The sequence below is a fragment of the Stenotrophomonas sp. 05L414_2 genome (assembly GCF_056397905.1).
This window is the reverse complement of the sequence record NZ_JBFTOJ010000080.1, coordinates 12,149-30,691: the sequence shown is the minus strand read 5'-3', so window position 1 is coordinate 30,691 and position 18,543 is coordinate 12,149. Positions and strand designations below refer to the sequence as shown.

Here is an 18,543-nt window from a genome sequence, read left to right as displayed (position 1 = left end):
GCCAGGTAGTAGCCGTTCACGTGCGCTGCGACGGGCGGCCCGCTGTCTTCCACCAGTTGCTGCAGGGTGGGCAGCGGCGCATTTTCGAGGCTGGGGCGCCCGGCGCTATCGAAGCGTAGTTCGCTCAGCCACCAGACCGGGTAGCCGGCCGGATCCGGCGTGCCCACCTGCAGCGTTCCGCCTGAAAGCCTGCTGGCGCCGAAGTAACAGGCCATGCCTTCGTTCATCCAGCGTCGCGGGGACAGGCCACTGGCCTCGGCCAGCAGCTGATGGGTCACTTCATGCAGCATCCACTGATGGGGCGCGTCGCCCTCGCCGGGGTAGGCAAAGGCGTAAGGTCGGCGGTAGTACGCCTCGGCCCATGGGCTGCTGCGGTTGTGTGCCTTGAAGTCGACCTGGTCGCGGTACAGCACCAACTGGAAAGGCCCGGCGGTGCCTCGCTGCCCTACGGTCATCGCATACGACCGATGCAGCGCTTCCACGGCCATGCCGACCGCAGCGGTCTGTTGCGGGTTTGCGGCGCTGTGGATGAGGAAGTGCGGTGTACGCGACGCCATCGCAGGCAGGCCAGGTGGCGCGGTCGTAGCTGATTGGCCCCGGGAATCGCGGTTACCGCCGTCGCTGCAGCCGCCGAGAATCAGCAGCAGGGCGACGGTGGCTAGGCGGAAGCGCGTCATGTGCACCCACGCTACAACAAAAAACCCCGGCAGGCGCTGGGCCTTGCCGGGGTTCTGCAGGCCGGAGCCTGGCGGGAATCAGAACGGAATATCGTCGTCAGCGAAGTCATCCATCGGCGGCGCCGACTGCTGCGGCTGCTGCTGCTGCGGACGCTGCTGGCCGTAGCCACCGCCCTGGTTGCCGCCCTGGTTGTAACCACCGCCCTGGCCGCCACGCTGGTTGCCACCACCACCGCCGCCGTATTCCTGGCGCGGGGCCTGCTGGCGCTGCGGACGCTCTCCGCCAGCGAAGTTGCCACCGCCGCCGCCACCGCCGCCTTCACCGCGGCCGCCCAGCATCTGCATTTCATCGGCGACGATGTCGGTGGAGTACTTCTCCACGCCGTCCTGGCCGGTGTACTTGTCGTAACGCAGGCTGCCTTCGACGTACACCGAGCTGCCCTTGCGCAGGTACTCGCCGGCGATCTCGCCGAGCTTGCCGAAGAACACCACGCGGTGCCATTCGGTACGTTCCTGCTGGTTGCCATCCTTGTCCTTGCGGACGCTGGTGGTAGCCAGGCTGATGCGGGTGATCGCCATGCCGCTCTGGGTGTACTTCACGTCCGGGTCGTTGCCGAGGTTGCCGACCAGGATGACTTTGTTGATGCCGCGCGCCATAGGTACCTTCGTCCGTTGTCCAGGGGCAGGCCGCCAGTGATAGCACGTCCCCGGGCGGGGGTGCAGAGCGCTGGGGTCGCCCCCGGGAAATTTGGGGGAATACGAGAACGGGTCATCTTACCATCCCCTCGGCCGACACCTGGGTCGGGAAAGCCCCCGGCCATGGCCGGAATCCGGCCTGCAGCCCCCTGGGCAGGGCACTGCGCGCGCCCTGCCCCGGCGCGCGGCGCCAGCCCATCGGCGCCCCATGGCATCATTCCCCGATCATTTCCCTGCCGGCCCCCATGACCATCAAAGGCAAAGCCACCTCCCTGGACATCGCCCACCTGGCCGGGGTCTCCCAGCCCACGGTGTCGCGGGCCCTGCGCGGCAGCCCGATGGTCAACGCCGAGACCCGCGAGCGCATCCTGCGCATCGCCCGCGAGCTGAACTACAAGGTCGACAAGAACGCCTCCAGCCTGCGCCTGCGCAATGCCGGCACGCTGGCCCTGCTGTTCTTCGAGGACCCGACCAACGACGACTCGCTGATCAACCCGTTCTTCCACTCGATGCTGGGGTCGATCACCCGCGCCTGCGCGCTGCATGGGCAGGACYTGCTGGTGTCCTTCCAGCAGCTGTCCACCGACTGGCAGGCCGATTACGAAGACAGCAACAAGGCCGATGGCATCATCCTGCTGGGCTATGGCGACTACCACCAGTCGCGCGACCGCCTGCAGCGGCTGGTGGAACAAGGCACCCATTTCGTGCGCTGGGGCGCGGCCCTGCCCGGCCAGCCGGGGGTGTCGATCGGCAGCGACAACTTCCAGGGCGGGCATGACATCACTGCCCACCTGCTGGAACAGGGCTGCCGCCGCATCGCCTTCCTCGGCCATGCCTCCAGCCATTACCCGGAATTCCAGGAGCGCTATCGCGGCCACGTCGAGGCGCTGCGTGCGAATGGCCTGACCGCCGACCCGGCGCTGCAGCACGATGCGATCACCACCGAGGCGTCCGGGCATGAGGCGTGCCTGTCACTGCTGGCCCAGGACCGTTCCATCGATGCGGTCTGCGCGGCCAGCGACCTGATCGCCATCGGCGCGGTGCGCGCGCTGCGCGAACAGGGCCTGCGGGTGCCGCAGGACGTGGCGGTGACCGGCTTCGATGACATCCCGCTGGCAGCCTCGGTGTCGCCGCCGCTGACCACCGTGCAGCAGGACACCAAGCAGGCCGGCCAGCTGCTGGTGGAGAAGCTGCTGGCGCTGATCGGCCGGCAGCCGGTGGAAGGCCAGAGCATTCCGGTGAAGCTGGTGGTGCGCGAGTCGTCGCTGCGCACGTAGCCCTTCGGTGGCGCCAAGCCATGCCCGGCATGCATGCGTGGGACGCAAGGCCGACGACAGCCGGGCATGGCCCGGCTCTACAGGACCTGCATCGCTACGCGCCGCCCGGCATGGCCGTGCGTACCGCCATGCTGAATTCATCCAGCAGGAAGGGCTTGGCGATCATCGCCATGCCTTCGTCGAGGAAGGCCGCGCGCTCCTGTGCCTTTTCCGCATAGCCGGTCATGAACAGGATCGGCAGCGCCGGCCGCGTTTGCCGCGCGATCTCCGCCAGCTGTCGCCCGTTGAGCCCCGGCAGCCCGACATCGGTGACCAGCAGATCGATGCTCTGCGCCGAAGTGAGGATGGGAATCGCCGCATCGGCATCACCCACCACCTGGGCGTGGTAGCCCAGGTCTTCCAGCACCACCGTCACCAGCATCCGTACCTGCTCGTCATCCTCCACCACCAGGATGGACTGGCCGGCGCCGCGCCGGATCGGCTGCGAAGGTGCAGGCGCGTCTTCCACAACGGCCTCCGACAACGGAATGAACAGCAGCACCGTCGTCCCTTCGCCGACATTGGACTGGATCGCGATGTGTCCACCGGACTGCTGCATGAAGCCGTACACCATCGACATGCCCAGCCCCGTTCCCTTGCCGATGGGCTTGGTGGTGAAGAAGGGCTCGAAGGCGCGCTCGACCACTTCCGGCGCCATGCCGGCACCGGTGTCGGCCACCTCCACCAGTGCGTAGTCACCGGCAGGCACGGCCGTGTACTGGCCTTCCCTTACGCTTACCGACGAGGCACGCAGAGTCAGATCGCCGCCGTCCGGCATCGCATCACGCGCGTTGATAGCCAGGTTCAGCAGCGCGCTCTCGAACTGGTTGGCATCCAGCGTGGCGTGCAGGGGCAGCGGCGAGGGTTCGGCGTGGATGCGCACCGCCTCGCCCAGGGTGCTGTGCAGCAGGTGCTGCACCGAAACCAACAGCGTGTTGAGCTCCACCGGACGCGCATCCAGCGACTGCCGCCGGGAGAACGCCAGCAGGCGCTGGGTCAGTGCCGCGGCACGCTGGGCCGAGGCGGTGGCGGTGTCGAGAAAACGTTCGAGGTCGTCGACCCGGCCCATGTCCAGGCGCAGCCGGACGATGTCCAACGCGGACAGGATGCCGGTCAGCATGTTGTTGAAATCGTGGGCGATGCCGCCGGTCAACTGGCCGATCGCCTCCATCTTCTGTGACTGCCGCAATGCAGCGTCGCTGGCCTCGCGCGCCGCCATCTGCGCTTCCAGTTCACGGGTGCGCTCGGCCACCATCGCCTCCAGCGCGTGCGCGTGCTGTTGGCTGCTGGCAAGGGCCAGCTTGGCCGCGGTGATATCGGTGACGAATACGTGGAAGCCGTCGATGCGCCCCTCGCCATTGCGGCGCGGCGAGTAACGCACTTCGCAGTCCCGGCGCCCATACACGCGATGTGGCCAGACGATCTCGAACATGGCCTCGCGACCGGCCAACGCGGCTTCCATCGCCGGGCGACGCTGCTGCCATACGGTCTCGCCGATGACCTCGCGCACATGCGTGCCGATCACTTCGCCGGTAGCCAGTTCGAACCAGTTTTCATAGGCCTTGTTGGCGAAGCGGAAGCACAGCGAGCGGTCCACGAATGCGATCAGCACCGGCATTGCATCGGCGATCAATCGCAGCTCGGACTCGCTGCGCGCCAGCGCCGCACGGCCATCGGCCAAGGCGGTGACCTGGTCGCGCACCACGAACTGCTTGCCGCGCGCGCGCAGCGCGCCCTGCACAGCGCTGAGCAACGACATGCTGCCCAATGGCCGGTCCATCTCCACTACGTTGATCGAGCCGGGCAACAACGGTTCACGGGTGGAACGCCGGTAGGAACGCGCCGAGCGCAGCAGGATGAACGGAATGTCCGACCAGGCCGGCTGCTGCTGCAGCGCCTGCAGCAGTACCTCGCTGCCGCGTGCCACCGCTTCCTGGGTCACCACCACCAGCCCGGTGCAGTCATCGAGTTGCTCAGCCAGCACTTCCAGGCTTGGCGCGATGCCTGTCCTCAACCCTGCGCCGGCCAGCACCGCCGCGATGCTGTCGGCATCACGGCCGAAGGGGGCGACGATACGGACAACGGTGCCGCCCTCATCGCTATCGGACATCGGACTGGCCCAGCAGCGCTGCGCTGTCGCCGACGAACTCCGGCGTGCCGGTGAGGATGCCCTGGAAATCGGCCAATGCGGCACTGACCGTGATGCCGCGCCCGTCGATCTTCAGTTCGCGGATGGTGTCTTCATGCGCACCGCCGCGGTTCTTGATCACCGAGATCGCCTTGCGGATGCGTCCCTGGGCTTCGAAGAATCGGAACAGCACCACCGCATCAGCGATGTAGGACACATTGAGGCTGCCGGTGGACATGGTGCCGACCAGCCCATGCTGCGGGTTGATCATGAAGGTCGCCACACCCTTCTGGTTGAGGTAGGACAGCATCTCGTGCAGCTGCAGCATCAGCTGTTTTTCCTGCGGCATGGCGGTCACGTAGCCGTTGAGGCTGTCGATCACCAGCACACGGCAGTTGCGCTCCTCCACGGACTTGCGCAGGTTCCAGGAGAACTCCCCGGGCGACACTTCGGCCGGGTCGATCTGCAGGATCTCCAGCAGGCCGGAGCGCAGATGCTTGTCCAGATCGATATCCAGCGCCGAAGCGCGCGCCAGCAGCGTGCCCACGCGCTCGTCGAACTCGAAGATGCAGCTGCGCTCGCCGCGCTCGCAGGCCGCCCACACATACTGCAGCGCCACGTTGGTCTTGCCGCTGCCGGCCGGGCCGGTCAACAGGGTGGAGGTACCGCGCAGCGGACCGCCGCCCAGCAGCCGGTCGATCTCGGCCACGCCGCTGCTGATGGGCGTTCCGACGAACCGTCCGTGATGTTCCGAGGCGATCAGGCGGGGGAAGATCTGCACGCCRCCGCGACGGATCACCATGTCGTGGTAGCCGGCAACGAAATCGACGCCCCGCAGCTTCTGCACCTGCATCCGGCGCCGGGCAGGGCCGAAGTCCAGGGTCAGGCGTTCCAGCGAGACCACGCCGTGGCACAGGCTGTGCAGCTGGCCGTCGCGCTCATCGCCGGTGGACGTCAGGTCGTCCACCAGGAAAACCGTCGCACTCTTGGGCGCGAAGAACTGCTTGAGTGCGAGGATCTGCCGACGATAGCGCAGCGAATCCTGTGCCAGCAGGCGCAGTTCCGACAACGAATCGAACACCACCCGGGTCGGCCCGATGCTGTCCACCTTGGACATGATCAGGTTGACCGTCTCGTCCAGCTCCATTTCCCACGAATGCAGCACCGACTGCAGGCGGCCATTGCCCATCGCCCCTTCGGCCGAACCCAGCTCGAACAGGTGCAGACCGTCCAGCGACCAGCCGTGCGCCAACGCGACTTCGCGCAGCTCCTCGGCGGTCTCGGACAGGGTGATGTAGAGGCAGCGCTCGCCGCGCCGCAGGCCTTCCAGCAGGAACTGCAGGGACAGCGTGGTCTTGCCGGAGCCCGGCGGCCCCTCAAGCAGGTACAGCCGCGCCTGCGGCAGCCCGCCACCAATGATGCTGTCCAGTCCTTCAATTCCGGTTGTGATCCGCATGCGTGCCTGCATCGACGTCGACGTTTGAGGGGGAAAGCCTATCGGCGCCCCTGTCGACGCATTGTGTGATCCAGCGCAAGTCCAGATCCGCATTCAGAATGCCTTCACGGCGTTGGCGCCGGTTCCGGCCTTGGGCCCGCACGCCAGTGCCGACGCGCGTGCGATGCGCTAGATTGGCGCCACGACGCACCAATCCACCCTTCCGGGAGAAGGCCTTTGTCCTCCGCCAGCATTTCCCACACCGCACCGGTGACGGCGGCGGACGGCGCGTTGCACCTGGGCTGAGGCCCACGCTCCTGCCCTCGTACCGGCAATGCCCTTCCGGGCAGTTCCCTGTCGAGGTTCCCATGCTCATTCCCGCGTCCGCGCACGACGTGCGCGCGCTGCTGTCCTGCACCGATCCCGCTGACGAAGCGGTCGCCCCGCCCGATGTGATCGCCATGCTGGCCGACCTCACCGCCTCCATCGAGCCCCGCTTTGCTCCAGCCGCATGGCGGATCGTCGAGGCCGGCCACACGGTTGGCCTGCTGTCCCTGACCTGCGCGCCGCGCGCCGGCGTACTCACCCTCGGCTATGGCGTCGCCCCGGCCCACCAGGGACGCGGGCTTGCCGGCGCCGCACTGGCCGCGTTCGTGCAATGGGCGTGGACCGACCCGCGCGTACACATGCTGAAGGCGGAAACCGCCGTGGCCAACCTGCCCTCGCAGGCTGTGCTGCGCCGGAACGGTTTCTGCGTGGCCGGCCAGCGCATGGATGCCGAGGACGGTGCGCTGCTGTGCTGGCAGCTGGGCCGCCCGCCAACGGCACCATGACCAAAGGGGCATGACGCCACCCCCGTTCAGCGCGATAAACAGCAGATCAACACACGGAAAGGTGTACGTCGCATGCTGAAGATCGATTCGCTGTCCAAGACGTACGCCAACGGCGTACACGCGTTGAACGGGGTCACACTGGATATTCCCCGCGGCATGTTTGGCCTGCTCGGGCCCAACGGCGCGGGGAAATCCTCGCTGATGCGCACGCTGGCCACCCTGCAGGAGGCCGACAGCGGCAGTGCCACCCTGAGCATTCCGGGTGAGTCGCCGATCGACGTGCTGCGCGACAAGGATGCCGTGCGCCGCCGGCTGGGCTACCTGCCGCAGGATTTCGGCGTGTACCCGAAGGTCAGCGCACTGGACCTGCTGGAACACTTTGCCGTACTGAAGGGCTTGACCCAGCGCGGTCAGCGCCGCGAGGTGGTCGATGGCCTGCTGCAGCAGGTGAACCTGTGGGATGCACGCAAGCGCAAGCTGGGCACCTACTCCGGCGGCATGCGCCAGCGCTTCGGCATCGCCCAGGCGCTGTTGGGCGACCCGCGCCTGGTGATCGTCGACGAACCCACCGCCGGCCTTGATCCGGAAGAGCGCAACCGCTTCCTCAACCTGCTGGCGGCCATCGGCGAGAACGTGGCGGTGATCCTGTCCACCCACATCGTCGAGGACGTGACCGACCTGTGCCCCACCATGGCGATCATGAACAAGGGCCAGGTGCTGCTGACCGGTCGCCCCACCGATGCGATCGAGGCGTTGCAGCAGCAGGTCTGGCGCAAGCAGGTGGAGCCTTCCGAACTGGCCGACCACGAGGCGCGCTACACGGTGCTGTCCTCGCGCCTGGTCGGCGGCCGCCCGGTGATCCACGTGCACAGCGCCAGCGACCCCGGTGATGGCTTCACTGCAGTGGCCCCCGATCTCGAGGATGTGTACTTCCAGCGCCTGCGCCTGCAGGCGCGTGCCCGTGCAGCCTGAGCGGAGCACACCATGATCCTCACCTTCTTCCGCTTCGAGCTGCGCGAGCAGCTGCGTTCGCCGCTGCTGTGGCTGCTGGCGTTCCTGTTCGCCGCGCTGGCCTTCGCCGCCGCCTCCTCCGAAGCCGTACAGATCGGCGGCGGCGTCAACAACGTGCACAGCAATGCGCCGATCGTCGTCGCGCGCTTCATGGGCATCTTCACCATGATGGGCATGCTGGTGTCCACGCTGTTCGTCAGCAATGCACTGCTGCGCGACTTCGAGCTGGGCACCTCGGAGCTGATCTTCGCAAGCCCGATCAAGCGCCGCGATTACCTGGCCGGACGCATCCTGGCAGCGATCTGCGCCAGCCTGGTGGTGTACCTGATCATCGCGCTGGGCATCTTCCTGGGGCCGTTCATGCCCTGGGTGGACAAGGCCCGCGTCGGCCCGGTTTCGCTGGCCAGCTATGCCTGGACCTTCACCTGGATCGTGCTGCCCAACGTGTTGTTCACCACCGCCCTGCTGTCGCTGCTGGCGGCGCTGACGCGCTCGATCCTGTGGGTCTACATCGGCCTGGTCGGCTACTTCGTGCTGTATGGCGTGAGTGCCTCGCTGCTGAGCGATATCGACAACGTCTGGGTCGCCACGCTGACCGAGCCACTGGGCATGCGCGCGCTCGGCCGCACGGTCCGCTACTGGGCCGCCGAGCAGAGCAACACCCGCCTGCCCGAGGTGGCGGGCTACCTGCTGGCCAACCGTGCCCTGTGGCTGGGGGTGGCCGCCGTCTTGTTCACCGCCACTTTCGCTCTGTTCCGCACCGAGCGTACCGGCAGTGGGCGCAGGCGTTGGGGCCGTCGCCAGGCCGTGGCCAGCGCCGATGCGCCGCGACCGGCGGCGATCACCGCGCCGCGCGTGCGCCCCCGCTTCAGCGCGGCAACCGGCTGGCACCAGTTCGTGCGCCAGGTGCGCTTTGACACCCTCGGCGTCCTGCGCGGGGTGCCGTTCATCGTGCTGCTGGTGCTGGGCCTGGCAAACTTCATCCCCGCCGCCCTGCACCAGAGCGCGGTCTATGGCACGCCGATCTGGCCGGTCACCACCGAAATGCTGTCGGCCCTGCAGGGCGCCTACAGCTGGCTGCTGGTGATCATCGTGCTGTTCTATTCCGGCGAACTGGTCTGGAAGGAGCGCGCGGTCCGCTTGAACGAAGTCAACGACGCCATGCCCGTACCCAACTGGGTACCGCTGCTGGCCCGGCTGACCACCCTGGTGGTGATCGTCGCCTGCTTCCAGGCCATCGGTGCGGTGGTGTCGATGGCCATGCAGCTGGTGCAGGGTTACACCCACCTGGAGCCGCTGCTGTACCTGAAGGTGCTGGCCCTCGGTTCGGTGTTCTATGTGCTGATGGGCGGCATGGCGCTGGTCCTGCAGGTCCTGACCAACAACAAGTTCTTCGGCTACGCGCTGTTGATCGTGGTGATGATCGCGCAGGTCGCGCTGGGCCTGCTGGACTACACCCAGAACCTGTACAACTTCGGCAACTGGCCCAACGCCCCGTACTCGGACATGAACGGCTACGGCCACTTCCTGCCTGGGCAGCTGGTCTTCCAGGCCTATTGGGGCCTGCTGCTGGCCGCGCTGCTGTTCCTTGCCTCCGCGTTCTGGGTGCGCGGCGTCGGCGCCAGTGCGCGTGACCGGTTGAAGCTGGCGGCACGCCGCCTGCGCGGTCCTACCGGCGCGGGCTTTGCCGTATCCCTGCTCGGCTTTGTCGCGCTCGGCGGATGGTTGTACTGGAGCACCAACATCCGCAATGAATTCCTGTCTCCCGACCAGCAGCGCGACCTGCAGGTGCGCTACGAGCGCGAGCTGTCCAAGTACAGGAACCTGCCGCAACCGCGCATCATCGCCGTCGACAACCGCGTGGACCTGCATCCGGAAACCCAGTCGATGGTCATCGATGCCGACTGGACGGTGCGCAACACCCACGCTGCCCCGATCAGTGACATCCACATCGCGATGGGCGATGACCGGAATCTGGTCAAAGTCGACCTGGGCGGGCAGACCCTGGCCTTCCATGATGTCGACCTGGGTTACCGCATCTACCGCCTGGCCACGCCATTGCAACCCGGCGAGCAGCGCCAGGTGCACTTCCGCGTCGAACAACGCCCCAAGGGCATCACCGCCGGCCAGGCACCCAGCAACATCGTGGACAACGGCACGTTCTTCAACAGCACCCTGCTGCCGTCATTCGGCTACGACCCGCGCGGCGAGCTGGAGGACCGCAACGAACGGCGCAAGCGCGGGCTGGGTGAGCCGACCCGCATGCCGAAGCTGGAGGATGAAGCAGCACGTGCCAACACCTACATCTCCGACGACGCCGACTGGCTGGACTTCCGTACCACCATCTGCACCGCACCGGACCAGGTCGCGCTGGCCCCGGGCTACCTGCAGCACGAGACCACCGTGAACGGCCGCCGCTGCTTCAGCTATGCGATGGACCGGCCCATGCTCAACTTCTACGCCTATCTGTCTGCGCGCTGGCAGGTGAAGAAGGGCATGTACAAGGACATTCCGATCGAGGTGTACTTCGACCCGGCCCATGCCTACAACGTGGACCGCATGATCGAAGCGGTGCAGAAGTCGCTGGCCTACTACGAGGCGAACTTCACGCCCTACCAGCACCGCCAGGTGCGCATCATCGAGTTCCCGGGCTACCAGAGCTTTGCCCAGTCCTTCGCCAACACCATCCCCTACTCCGAGTCGATCGGCTTCATCGCCGACCTGCGTGACCCGGACAAGGTGGACTACGTGTTCTACGTCACCGCGCATGAGATCGCACACCAGTGGTGGGCGCACCAGGTGATCGGTGCCAACGTGCAGGGCGCCACGGTACTGTCCGAATCGCTGTCGCAGTACTCGGCGCTGATGGTGATGGAAAAGGAGTACGGCCGCGCGCACATGCGCCAGTTCCTGAAGACCGAACTGGACCGCTACCTGGCCGGCCGTGGCGGCGAGCGCATCGAGGAACTGCCGCTGGAACGGGTGGAGAACCAGCAGTACATCCACTATCGCAAGGGCTCGCTGGTGTTCTACCGCCTGCGTGAGGAAATCGGCGAACAGGCGCTGAACCGCGCCCTGCAGCGCTTCCTGCAGGACAAGGGCTACCAGCAGCCGCCGTACACCACCTCGCGGGAGCTGCTGGACTACCTGCGTGCGGAGACCCCGGCCGACCGCCAGCAGCTGCTGACCGATCTGTTCGAGAAGATCACGCTGTACGACAACCGGCTGGAGACCGCCAGCGCGCGCAAGCGTGCCGATGGCCGCTACGACGTCACCCTGAAGCTGCACGCCGCCAAGGTCCATGCCGATGGCCAGGGCAAGGAAACGCCGGCCACGCTGGACGACTGGGTCGAGATCGGCGTGTTCGCCAACGGTCCCTCGGGCAAGGAACGCGACCAGAAGGTGCTGTACCTGCAGCGCCATCACATCACCACGGCAGCGCCGACGATCACGGTGATGGTGGATGYCAAGCCGGACGAGGCCGGTTTCGATCCGTACAACAAGCTGATCGACCGGGTGAGCGAAGACAACCGGCGCAAGGTGACGATGTGATGTGAGTGGCGGTGCCGGCCTTCGGGCCGGCACCGATCTCCTACGGCATCCACGCATGGCGTGGATCTACGGGGATGCATCCACGCATGGCGTGGATCTACTGGAATGCATCCATGCGCGGCGTGGATGCCGTACTGACCGGTTGACGCCCTGGGCTACGCTGCGGGGCCCTGCGAACCGGCCTTCGGCCCCAGCACCGCCAGCAGCACGTAGATCACGATCGACGCCACGGTGCCGAGTGCAGCCAGCAACATGAAGGCAAACTCCGAACGGCCCTGCAGCCCTGCCCAAACGCCCAGATGCCAGGCAGCGCCAAGATTGATCAGCCAGGCGATGACGAACACCGGCCACTGCACGATGCCGACCGCGCTCAGCAATGGCGCGGCGATGAGGGCTGCGACGATGGCGCCGATCAGGAAGACCAGGGCAAGACGGGAATGGCGGGCCGAGGCGGTGCTCATGCGCTCAACCCGCGGACCATCACCAGCACCGGGAAGCCACGCGTGTCGGACTCGACAACGGGCTTCCACCCCAACCGCGCATACAGACCACCGTCCAGCGACTCGGTCTGCAGATAGAGCTGCGATATGCCCATCGACCGGGCCTGCTTCACTGCGTGTTCGACAAGCGTGCTGGCCAACCCTCGCCCGCGTTGGCTGTCGGCCACATACACGCTTCCCAGCCAGTGCTCATACTCGGGAAAACCGGGCATCTCACCGCGCTTGAGCTGCACGGCGCCGACCACCTGCCCATCGTCGATTGCCGCCAGCAGATGCGGGAATCCCTGCGCGTCCTTGGGCTTGCGCAGCCGCAGACGCTCATCTTCCAGAGTGAAGCCTGCATCCTTTCCCCACTGCGCGTGATACCACTGCGCCAGCTGCTCGCACTCCGGCGCTGCCGGCGCCAGCGTCCTGAACTCCATGGGTAACCTCGCTGTCCTGATCGTCCTTCAGGAAAGCATGCTTCACCCCTGCAGTCACTGCAAATCGTTGCAATCAATCCAACCGTGCATGGGATCGGCTCCCCGGCGATATGCACCTCAGCCCTGCGAGAAGTCCTTCAGGATCTCGCCGACGCCGCTGGGCGAGATCTCGAAGCCCAGCGTAGTACCCGGGTTGATCACCACGCCGTAGCCGCCCGGCACGCGGCGCAGCACGTCCAGCATCAGCCAGCGGACCTGATGCTCGGCCTGCTGGCTGTAGATGCCCACCCGCGCCGGATCGGTGAACACGGCCACGTGCAGGGTGCCCTGCTTGTCGAACAGCAGCGGATCGAAGCCACTCCCATCGGGCGTGACCAGGCTGCCCGTCAGCAGCACCACGTCCAACGACGAAGAGGCTGCCGGCCAGCGGCCGGCACTACCGTTTCCGCTGGTCACTGCGCGGTCAGCGCTTCAGTCGCTGGTCGCGCGCCAGCTGGTCTGCCATGGCCTTGTCCAGTTCGGCCTGCAGGGCCGGCTGCTGCACGTCCGCATCCAGCACAAACACCTTCACCCCGTGCGCCGGCACCTCCGCCTTCAGGCTGCCCTTCACCGTCACCTGGCCACCGTCCAGCGCGTCGCGCCAGAGGCCGGGCTGCAGGTAGCGGTCGACGCTGAAGGTCTTCGTGGCATCGCCCTTGTTCAGCAGCACCAGCGCGGTCTGCGCCACGTCGCCATGCTGCAGCACACGGAAGAACACCGCTTCATCGCCCTGCAGACGTTCGTTCACCTGCAGGCCGCGCTGCAACGCCGGCGTACTCTCGCGCAGCTTGGCGATGCGCTGCAGCGGGGCGAAGATCGGGCTCTGCGGGGCTGCATCCACCCGCGGCTGGCCGAAGTAGGCACGGTTGCCGGCGTGCTCCGCACGGCCGCGCATGAAGCCGGTTTCCGATCCGTAATAGACCACCGGAATGCCGCGCGCGGTGAACAACCAGTTGTGCGCGTCGATGAAGCCGCTGTCCCTGGCCTGCAGGCGCGGCATGTCGTGGTTGTCGTAGAAACTCATCAGCTCATACGGGTTGGCGTACGGGCCACCGGTCAGGTGCAGCGGCTCAGCCAGCGTTTCAAAGCCCTTGCCGGCGCTGCCGAAGGCCTGCTCCAGCGCGCCGCGCAGCGGGAAGTCGAGCACGCTGACATTGGCGTTGGCCGGCCAGGTGTGTTCGGCGATGCTGGCGGCGTTGTAGTCGAACGCTTCGCCGAACATGAACATGCCCGGATGCTGCGCGCGGATGCGGTTGACGAACTCGTGCCACCACGGATGCGGCAGCCAGCCGATGGTGTCGATGCGCAGCGCATCCACGCCCTGCGCGGTCCACTGCAGGTACGCCCCCACCAGGTAGTCCATCACTGCCGGGTTGTCCTGGTTGAAGTCGCCCAGCTCGGCCAGGTTGCCATCGAAGATCGAGCCGTCCTTGCTGTCGACCGGGCCGATGTTGTTGTAGAACGCGTGCAGCGGATTGTGCTTCGGGTCCAGCTTCTGTGGCGGCAGGTTCTGGTGGTCGGCGATCAACCTGCCGCCCTTGTCGAAGATCTGGCCGAACTGCGGCTGCCGCTTGGGCATGGTCCAGGCCGGCGAACCGTGGTTGCCGACGATGTCCAGCACCACCTTCAGGCCGGCGCCGTGCAGGCCCTTGGTCAACCCGGCAAAATCCAGGTCCCTGCTCGGCAGGTGCTCGTCCAGCGCGTAGAAGTTGACGCCCCAGTAGCCGTGGTAGCCGGTCTTGCCACGGTCGGTCAGGGTGCTGGTACAGCTGATCGGCTTGCTGCCGGTGAAGGCTTCATCCGGGTTGTCGACGATGGGCGTGATCCACACCGCGCCGAAACCGAGGTTGCGGATGTAGTCGGCATTGTCGAGCACACCACGGAAATCGCCACCGAGATAGCCGATGTTGCCGTCCACCTTGTCCGGGCATGGCACCGGAATATCGAAGGTACGGTGCTTGCCGCCCTGGTCGCGATGGTCGTTGGACGGATCGCCGTTGACGAAGCGGTCGGTGACCACGAAGTACACCGCGTCACTGGCGAACGGCTCGGTGGTACCAACATAGGCCGGGCGTGGCGCGGCCGAAGCATGGCCAGCGAACAGCACAAGGGATACAGCAGCAGACAGGGCACCACGCATCACACCACCTCCGGACGGGACGGAACCCGCAACACGCACAGACCGGCAATCAACAGACTGMAGCCACCCAGCACCAGGACATGCATCGGCTGCCCCCCCAGCCATGCACGCAGGGCAAAACCGAGCGCGCTGGCCGCGACCAGCTGCGGGATCACGATGAAGAAATTGAAGATGCCCATGTACACGCCCATCTTCGCTGCCGGGACGCTGTCCGACAGCAGCGCATAGGGCAGCGACAGGATCGAGGCCCAGGCAAAGCCGACGCCGACCATCGACAGCAGCAGCCACTGCGGATCGTCGATGAACATCATCGAGATCAACCCTGCCCCACCCAGCCACAGGTTGACCAGGTGGCTCCAGCGCAGGCCGATCGCCCGCACCATCGGCGGGATCAGCAGCGCGGCCAGTGCGGCGAAACCGTTGTAGGCACCGAACAGCACGCCCACCCAGTTGGCACCTTCGTTGTAGGCCGCCGATTCGACATCGGTGGAGCCGAAATGCATGCCGGCCACTGCGCGCGTGGTGAAGATCCACATCGCGAACAGGGCGAACCAGGAAAAGAACTGCACCCAGGCCAGCCGGCGCATGGTGATCGGCATCGCGCGCAGGTCGCCGACGATGGCGGCCAGCATGTGCGTACCCGGTAGTACCCGCGCCGCCGCCAGCAGTGCGCCGTAACCCGCGCACAGGCCGGCCAGCACGTACAGCATCTTGTCGCCCTGGCGCCACGCGATCAGTGCCGCCAGCAGCACGCCGAGACCGAGCCACAGCGCAACCTGCGTCCACGGTGCGGGCCCGCTGACCGCGGCCCCGGCGTGATGCGCCGGTGGTTCGGCATCATCGAAGCTGGCCAGCTCGTCGGGCGAATACTCACGGGTGCTGACCACCGTCCAGGTGATCGCCGCCAGCAGCACCACCGCGCCGAAGTAGAACGCATAGCGCACGGTATCGGGCACCTCGCCCGCCGCTGCCGTGTTGGCAACACCGAAGTGGGCCAGGATGAAGGGCAGGAAGCTGGCAACGATCGCGCCGACGCCGATGAAGAAGCTCTGCATGGCATAGCCCGCCGGGCGCTGCCGCGGTGCCAGCTGGTCGCCAACGAAAGCGCGGAACGGCTCCATCGACACGTTGATCGAGGCGTCCAGCACCCACAGCGTGCCAGCCGCGATCCACAGCGTCGGCGAGTTCGGCATCACCAGCAGGGCCAGCGTGGTCAGCACCGCGCCGATCATGAAGAACGGGCGGCGCCGTCCCCAGCGTGTCCACGTGCGGTCGGACAGGTAGCCGATCACCGGCTGCACCAGCAGGCCGGTCAGCGGTGCGGCGATCCACAGTCCGGGCACCGCGTCCATGTCCGCACCCAGTGTTTCGAAGATGCGGCTGGCGTTGGCGTTCTGCAGGGCAAAGCCGAACTGGATGCCAAGGAAGCCAAAGCACATGTTCCAGATCTGCCAGAACGACAACTGCGGCTTTGCAGGACGGCTCATCGTGCGTCCTCTGCTGCCGCCACCGGCGCAATCTTCAGCGCCTGGACCTGGGCCTGGTTCAGCACGCCATCACGCCCGCCCTTGCCGCCGGTGTAGTGCGCGAAGTGCTGCAGCGCGCTCATGTTGAAGCCCTCTTCCAGCGTCACCGTGCAGCGGCCTTTGGGTACCGCGAAGGTTGCCGCGGTCGAGTCCTGCGCCGCCACGCTGTGCGGCAGCGTTACCGTGTGCCGCTGCGGAGGCTGGCCCTTGCACTGCACGGCCAGCTGCTTCACCGCCGCGGTCACACCGGTGTTGATCGGGCCGTTCGGGTTGCTGTACTGCAGGCGCAGGCGCACGTGGCCCGCGCTGGCTGCATTGAACTGCCATTGCCGGCTGCCCCGCAGCACCTGCTGCGGGCCGACGCAGACCATCGGGCTGTGCAGGGATTCCAGCGCACCTTCGCGCCGGGTCAGGCTCAGGCAGTGCTGCAGGCCATCATCGCCGACGCGCACCTGGCCCTTGCTGGCCGTGGCCGCGACACCGTCCTGCCAGAGGACCTGGCCGGCAGCCACCGCGACCGACCAGCCCTTGCCACTGCGCTTTGCCTGCGGTGCCAGCGGCGTGGCCGGTGCTCGCGCATTGGCATCGGCACGCGGCACATCACGGCTCACGGCTGCCGGCGCAGCGACCAGCTGCACGGTGGTCGTGGTGCCGCGCGTACGCGTTTTTCCCGCGATCAACAAGCCAGCGCCCACCTGCTTCGGGCGCTCCAGCACATAGCGCTTGCCGCCCGCCTCCAGACTGATCCGCTTCTGCTTTCCGAACAGCTCCGGCACCAGCTCGGCCGGCAGCTTGGGCTGCACGCGACCGTCGTCCTGCACGCCGAACACGCCTTCGGTGACCATCGACAGATAGCCGGCCACCGACCACAGCTGGCGCTCGGAGTTGACCACCGGCCCGCTCAACGCGCCTTCGTCCACGTGCACGGCCTGRCTGACCAGCTCGTAGTTCTCCATGTTGGAACCTGCCAGCGCCGCCCCTTGCATCAGCGAGCGGATCTCGGCAGCAATGCGCGGCGCATCGTCCACCTCGCGCGCCGCGCGCAGCGAGTACGCACTGACGAACGGCCAGATCGCACGGTTGTGGTAGATCGGCTGCTGCGCTTCCTGCGGCCACACCACCGGGCTGCCGGCAGCACCCATCGGATAGCCCGCCAGCGCCCGCCGCGCACGCTCAGCAGGCAGCACGTCGGCGAGGATGCCCAGCGACAGGCCGAGCAGATCGATCTTGGCGTACGGCACCGGGTGCGCCGCCTCGCCGATGTAGCTCATGTACTGGCCCATGTCTTCGCGCCAGAAGCGCGCGTCGATCTGCACCGCCAGTGCATCGGCCCAGGCCCTGTACTGCTCGCTGCGCTCGTCGCCAAGCTGCGCGGCCATCTGCTGCGCCAGGCGCAGCGCCTGGTAATGCAGCACGTTGGTGGACAGCGCGTAGGAATCACCGATGAAGCGCACGTCCTCGCGCGTCCAGTCCGGATAGGTCTGCTCGCGCCAGTCAAGGAACGAGGTCTCGCCGCGATACAGGCCCATCTGCGCGTCGAACACCATCGCCCGGTCCTGCGCCAATGTGCCCTGCAGGGCCTGCCAGACCTGCTCGGCAAACGCAGGATCATCCAGCAGGTGGCGTGCGGCGAGGAACCACACCACGCGGTCGCTGCTGATCGGCCAGCTGCCACCGGAGCCGGTGTCCTGGGCCACGAACAGGCCGGGCGTATGCCCGTCGCGCGCAGCCGACAACTTGAACTGCAGCGACTGACGGGTGCGCTTCGGGTCCAGCTTCGCCAGCGCCAGATCGGCTGCAAAGCTGACGTCACGCGTCCACACATACGGCCAGCGCGCGCCGGTCTGGAAGCACTCGCACGGTACCGGACGGCCTTCGTCGAAGGCCGGATCGCGGATGGCATCCACCCGGTCCTGGTCCATTTCCTGCTGGGCCAGCGCGAACAGCGCATCGAACATCACGCTGCCGGTCTGGCTGCGCATGGGCGCGGCGGCGATGCGCACCTCACCCTTCGGCGCATGCAGCACGAAGCTGCCCTTGGCAGCGGATTCGGCGCGCGCCTGGCGGCCGTCGAATGTCAGGTCGGCCGCGTGCGCGGTCGTCCCCAGCGCTGCCCCCAGGGCAGCGGTCAGGCAAATGATCTTCAGCATCGAAGCGGCAGACCGGCTTGCGCCCGTCGACCTCCCTCCCTCTCTGCACCGTTGTGGGTCCGCACTGCCGTTGCCGGCGTGCGGGCGCGGCACCTCCCTCAAGGTGCCCTGGCCCCAT

The 18,543-nt window shown here is 66.9% G+C and carries 14 protein-coding genes; 4 read left to right on the top strand and 10 right to left on the bottom strand.

What is annotated here, in order from left to right; translation table 11 throughout:
• Positions 1 to 677, bottom strand: a 677-nt coding sequence (locus tag AC1DJN_RS12645; protein ID WP_478039275.1) for a hypothetical protein, incomplete at its 3' end; no start/stop codon positions are given.
• A 78-nt stretch (positions 678 to 755) separates the two neighbouring features.
• The gene (locus AC1DJN_RS12640; RefSeq protein ID WP_442251616.1) at positions 756 to 1,334 is read right to left on the bottom strand and encodes a single-stranded DNA-binding protein; all 579 of its coding nucleotides are present in this window, start codon (positions 1,332 to 1,334) and stop codon (positions 756 to 758) included.
• Positions 1,335 to 1,618: 284 nt separating this feature from the next.
• Here AC1DJN_RS12640 and AC1DJN_RS12635 point away from each other — a divergent pair, with 284 nt between their 5' ends.
• Complete coding sequence (locus AC1DJN_RS12635; protein ID WP_442251615.1) at positions 1,619 to 2,650, top strand: LacI family DNA-binding transcriptional regulator; 1,032 nt, start codon at positions 1,619 to 1,621, stop codon at positions 2,648 to 2,650.
• A 94-nt stretch (positions 2,651 to 2,744) separates the two neighbouring features.
• On the opposite strand, the gene AC1DJN_RS12630 is transcribed toward AC1DJN_RS12635, so the two are convergent.
• Together AC1DJN_RS12630 and AC1DJN_RS12625 are read right to left on the bottom strand one after the other, a co-directional pair.
• Positions 2,745 to 4,799 carry a PAS domain-containing sensor histidine kinase gene (locus AC1DJN_RS12630; RefSeq protein WP_080149458.1) on the bottom strand — a complete coding sequence of 685 codons (2,055 nt, stop codon included), beginning with the start codon at positions 4,797 to 4,799 and terminating at the stop codon, positions 2,745 to 2,747.
• On the bottom strand, positions 4,789 to 6,285 hold the full coding sequence (locus AC1DJN_RS12625; RefSeq protein WP_032975881.1) for an ATPase domain-containing protein: 1,497 nt from the start codon (positions 6,283 to 6,285) through the stop codon (positions 4,789 to 4,791). Before AC1DJN_RS12625 ends, AC1DJN_RS12630 begins: the two co-directional genes overlap by 11 nt.
• Positions 6,286 to 6,620: 335 nt before the next feature.
• Here AC1DJN_RS12625 and AC1DJN_RS12620 point away from each other — a divergent pair, with 335 nt between their 5' ends.
• The 3 genes from AC1DJN_RS12620 to AC1DJN_RS12610 all read left to right on the top strand — a co-directional run bounded on the left by AC1DJN_RS12620 (position 6,621) and on the right by AC1DJN_RS12610 (position 11,648).
• The gene (locus tag AC1DJN_RS12620; protein WP_442251614.1) at positions 6,621 to 7,085 is read left to right on the top strand and encodes a GNAT family N-acetyltransferase; all 465 of its coding nucleotides are present in this window, start codon (positions 6,621 to 6,623) and stop codon (positions 7,083 to 7,085) included.
• A gap of 72 nt (positions 7,086 to 7,157) precedes the next feature.
• Positions 7,158 to 8,057: an ABC transporter ATP-binding protein gene (locus tag AC1DJN_RS12615; protein WP_059063355.1), complete on the top strand. Its 900-nt coding sequence runs from the start codon at positions 7,158 to 7,160 to the stop codon at positions 8,055 to 8,057.
• A 12-nt stretch (positions 8,058 to 8,069) separates the two neighbouring features.
• Positions 8,070 to 11,648: an ABC transporter permease/M1 family aminopeptidase gene (locus tag AC1DJN_RS12610; protein WP_478039274.1), complete on the top strand. Its 3,579-nt coding sequence runs from the start codon at positions 8,070 to 8,072 to the stop codon at positions 11,646 to 11,648.
• Positions 11,649 to 11,803: 155 nt separating this feature from the next.
• Here AC1DJN_RS12610 and AC1DJN_RS12605 read toward each other — a convergent pair whose 3' ends face one another.
• The 6 genes from AC1DJN_RS12605 to AC1DJN_RS12580 all read right to left on the bottom strand — a co-directional run bounded on the left by AC1DJN_RS12605 (position 11,804) and on the right by AC1DJN_RS12580 (position 18,425).
• Positions 11,804 to 12,109 (bottom strand): hypothetical protein, encoded by a 306-nt coding sequence (locus tag AC1DJN_RS12605; RefSeq protein ID WP_033830565.1) that lies wholly within the window; start codon positions 12,107 to 12,109, stop codon positions 11,804 to 11,806.
• A complete protein-coding gene (locus tag AC1DJN_RS12600) occupies positions 12,106 to 12,570 on the bottom strand; it encodes a GNAT family N-acetyltransferase (RefSeq protein ID WP_442251612.1) in 465 nt (154 codons plus the stop codon). Before AC1DJN_RS12600 ends, AC1DJN_RS12605 begins: the two co-directional genes overlap by 4 nt.
• Positions 12,571 to 12,687: 117 nt before the next feature.
• On the bottom strand, positions 12,688 to 13,026 hold the full coding sequence (locus tag AC1DJN_RS12595; protein ID WP_478039273.1) for an SseB family protein: 339 nt from the start codon (positions 13,024 to 13,026) through the stop codon (positions 12,688 to 12,690).
• 7 nt (positions 13,027 to 13,033) lie between these two features.
• Positions 13,034 to 14,749 carry an alpha-amylase family glycosyl hydrolase gene (locus AC1DJN_RS12590; protein WP_478013568.1) on the bottom strand — a complete coding sequence of 572 codons (1,716 nt, stop codon included), beginning with the start codon at positions 14,747 to 14,749 and terminating at the stop codon, positions 13,034 to 13,036.
• Positions 14,749 to 16,236 carry an MFS transporter gene (locus AC1DJN_RS12585; protein ID WP_478039272.1) on the bottom strand — a complete coding sequence of 496 codons (1,488 nt, stop codon included), beginning with the start codon at positions 16,234 to 16,236 and terminating at the stop codon, positions 14,749 to 14,751. The genes AC1DJN_RS12590 and AC1DJN_RS12585 overlap by 1 nt, the downstream gene beginning before the upstream one ends.
• Positions 16,233 to 18,425 (bottom strand): alpha-L-rhamnosidase-related protein, encoded by a 2,193-nt coding sequence (locus AC1DJN_RS12580; RefSeq protein ID WP_442252086.1) that lies wholly within the window; start codon positions 18,423 to 18,425, stop codon positions 16,233 to 16,235. Before AC1DJN_RS12580 ends, AC1DJN_RS12585 begins: the two co-directional genes overlap by 4 nt.
• Positions 18,426 to 18,543 lie beyond the last annotated feature (118 nt).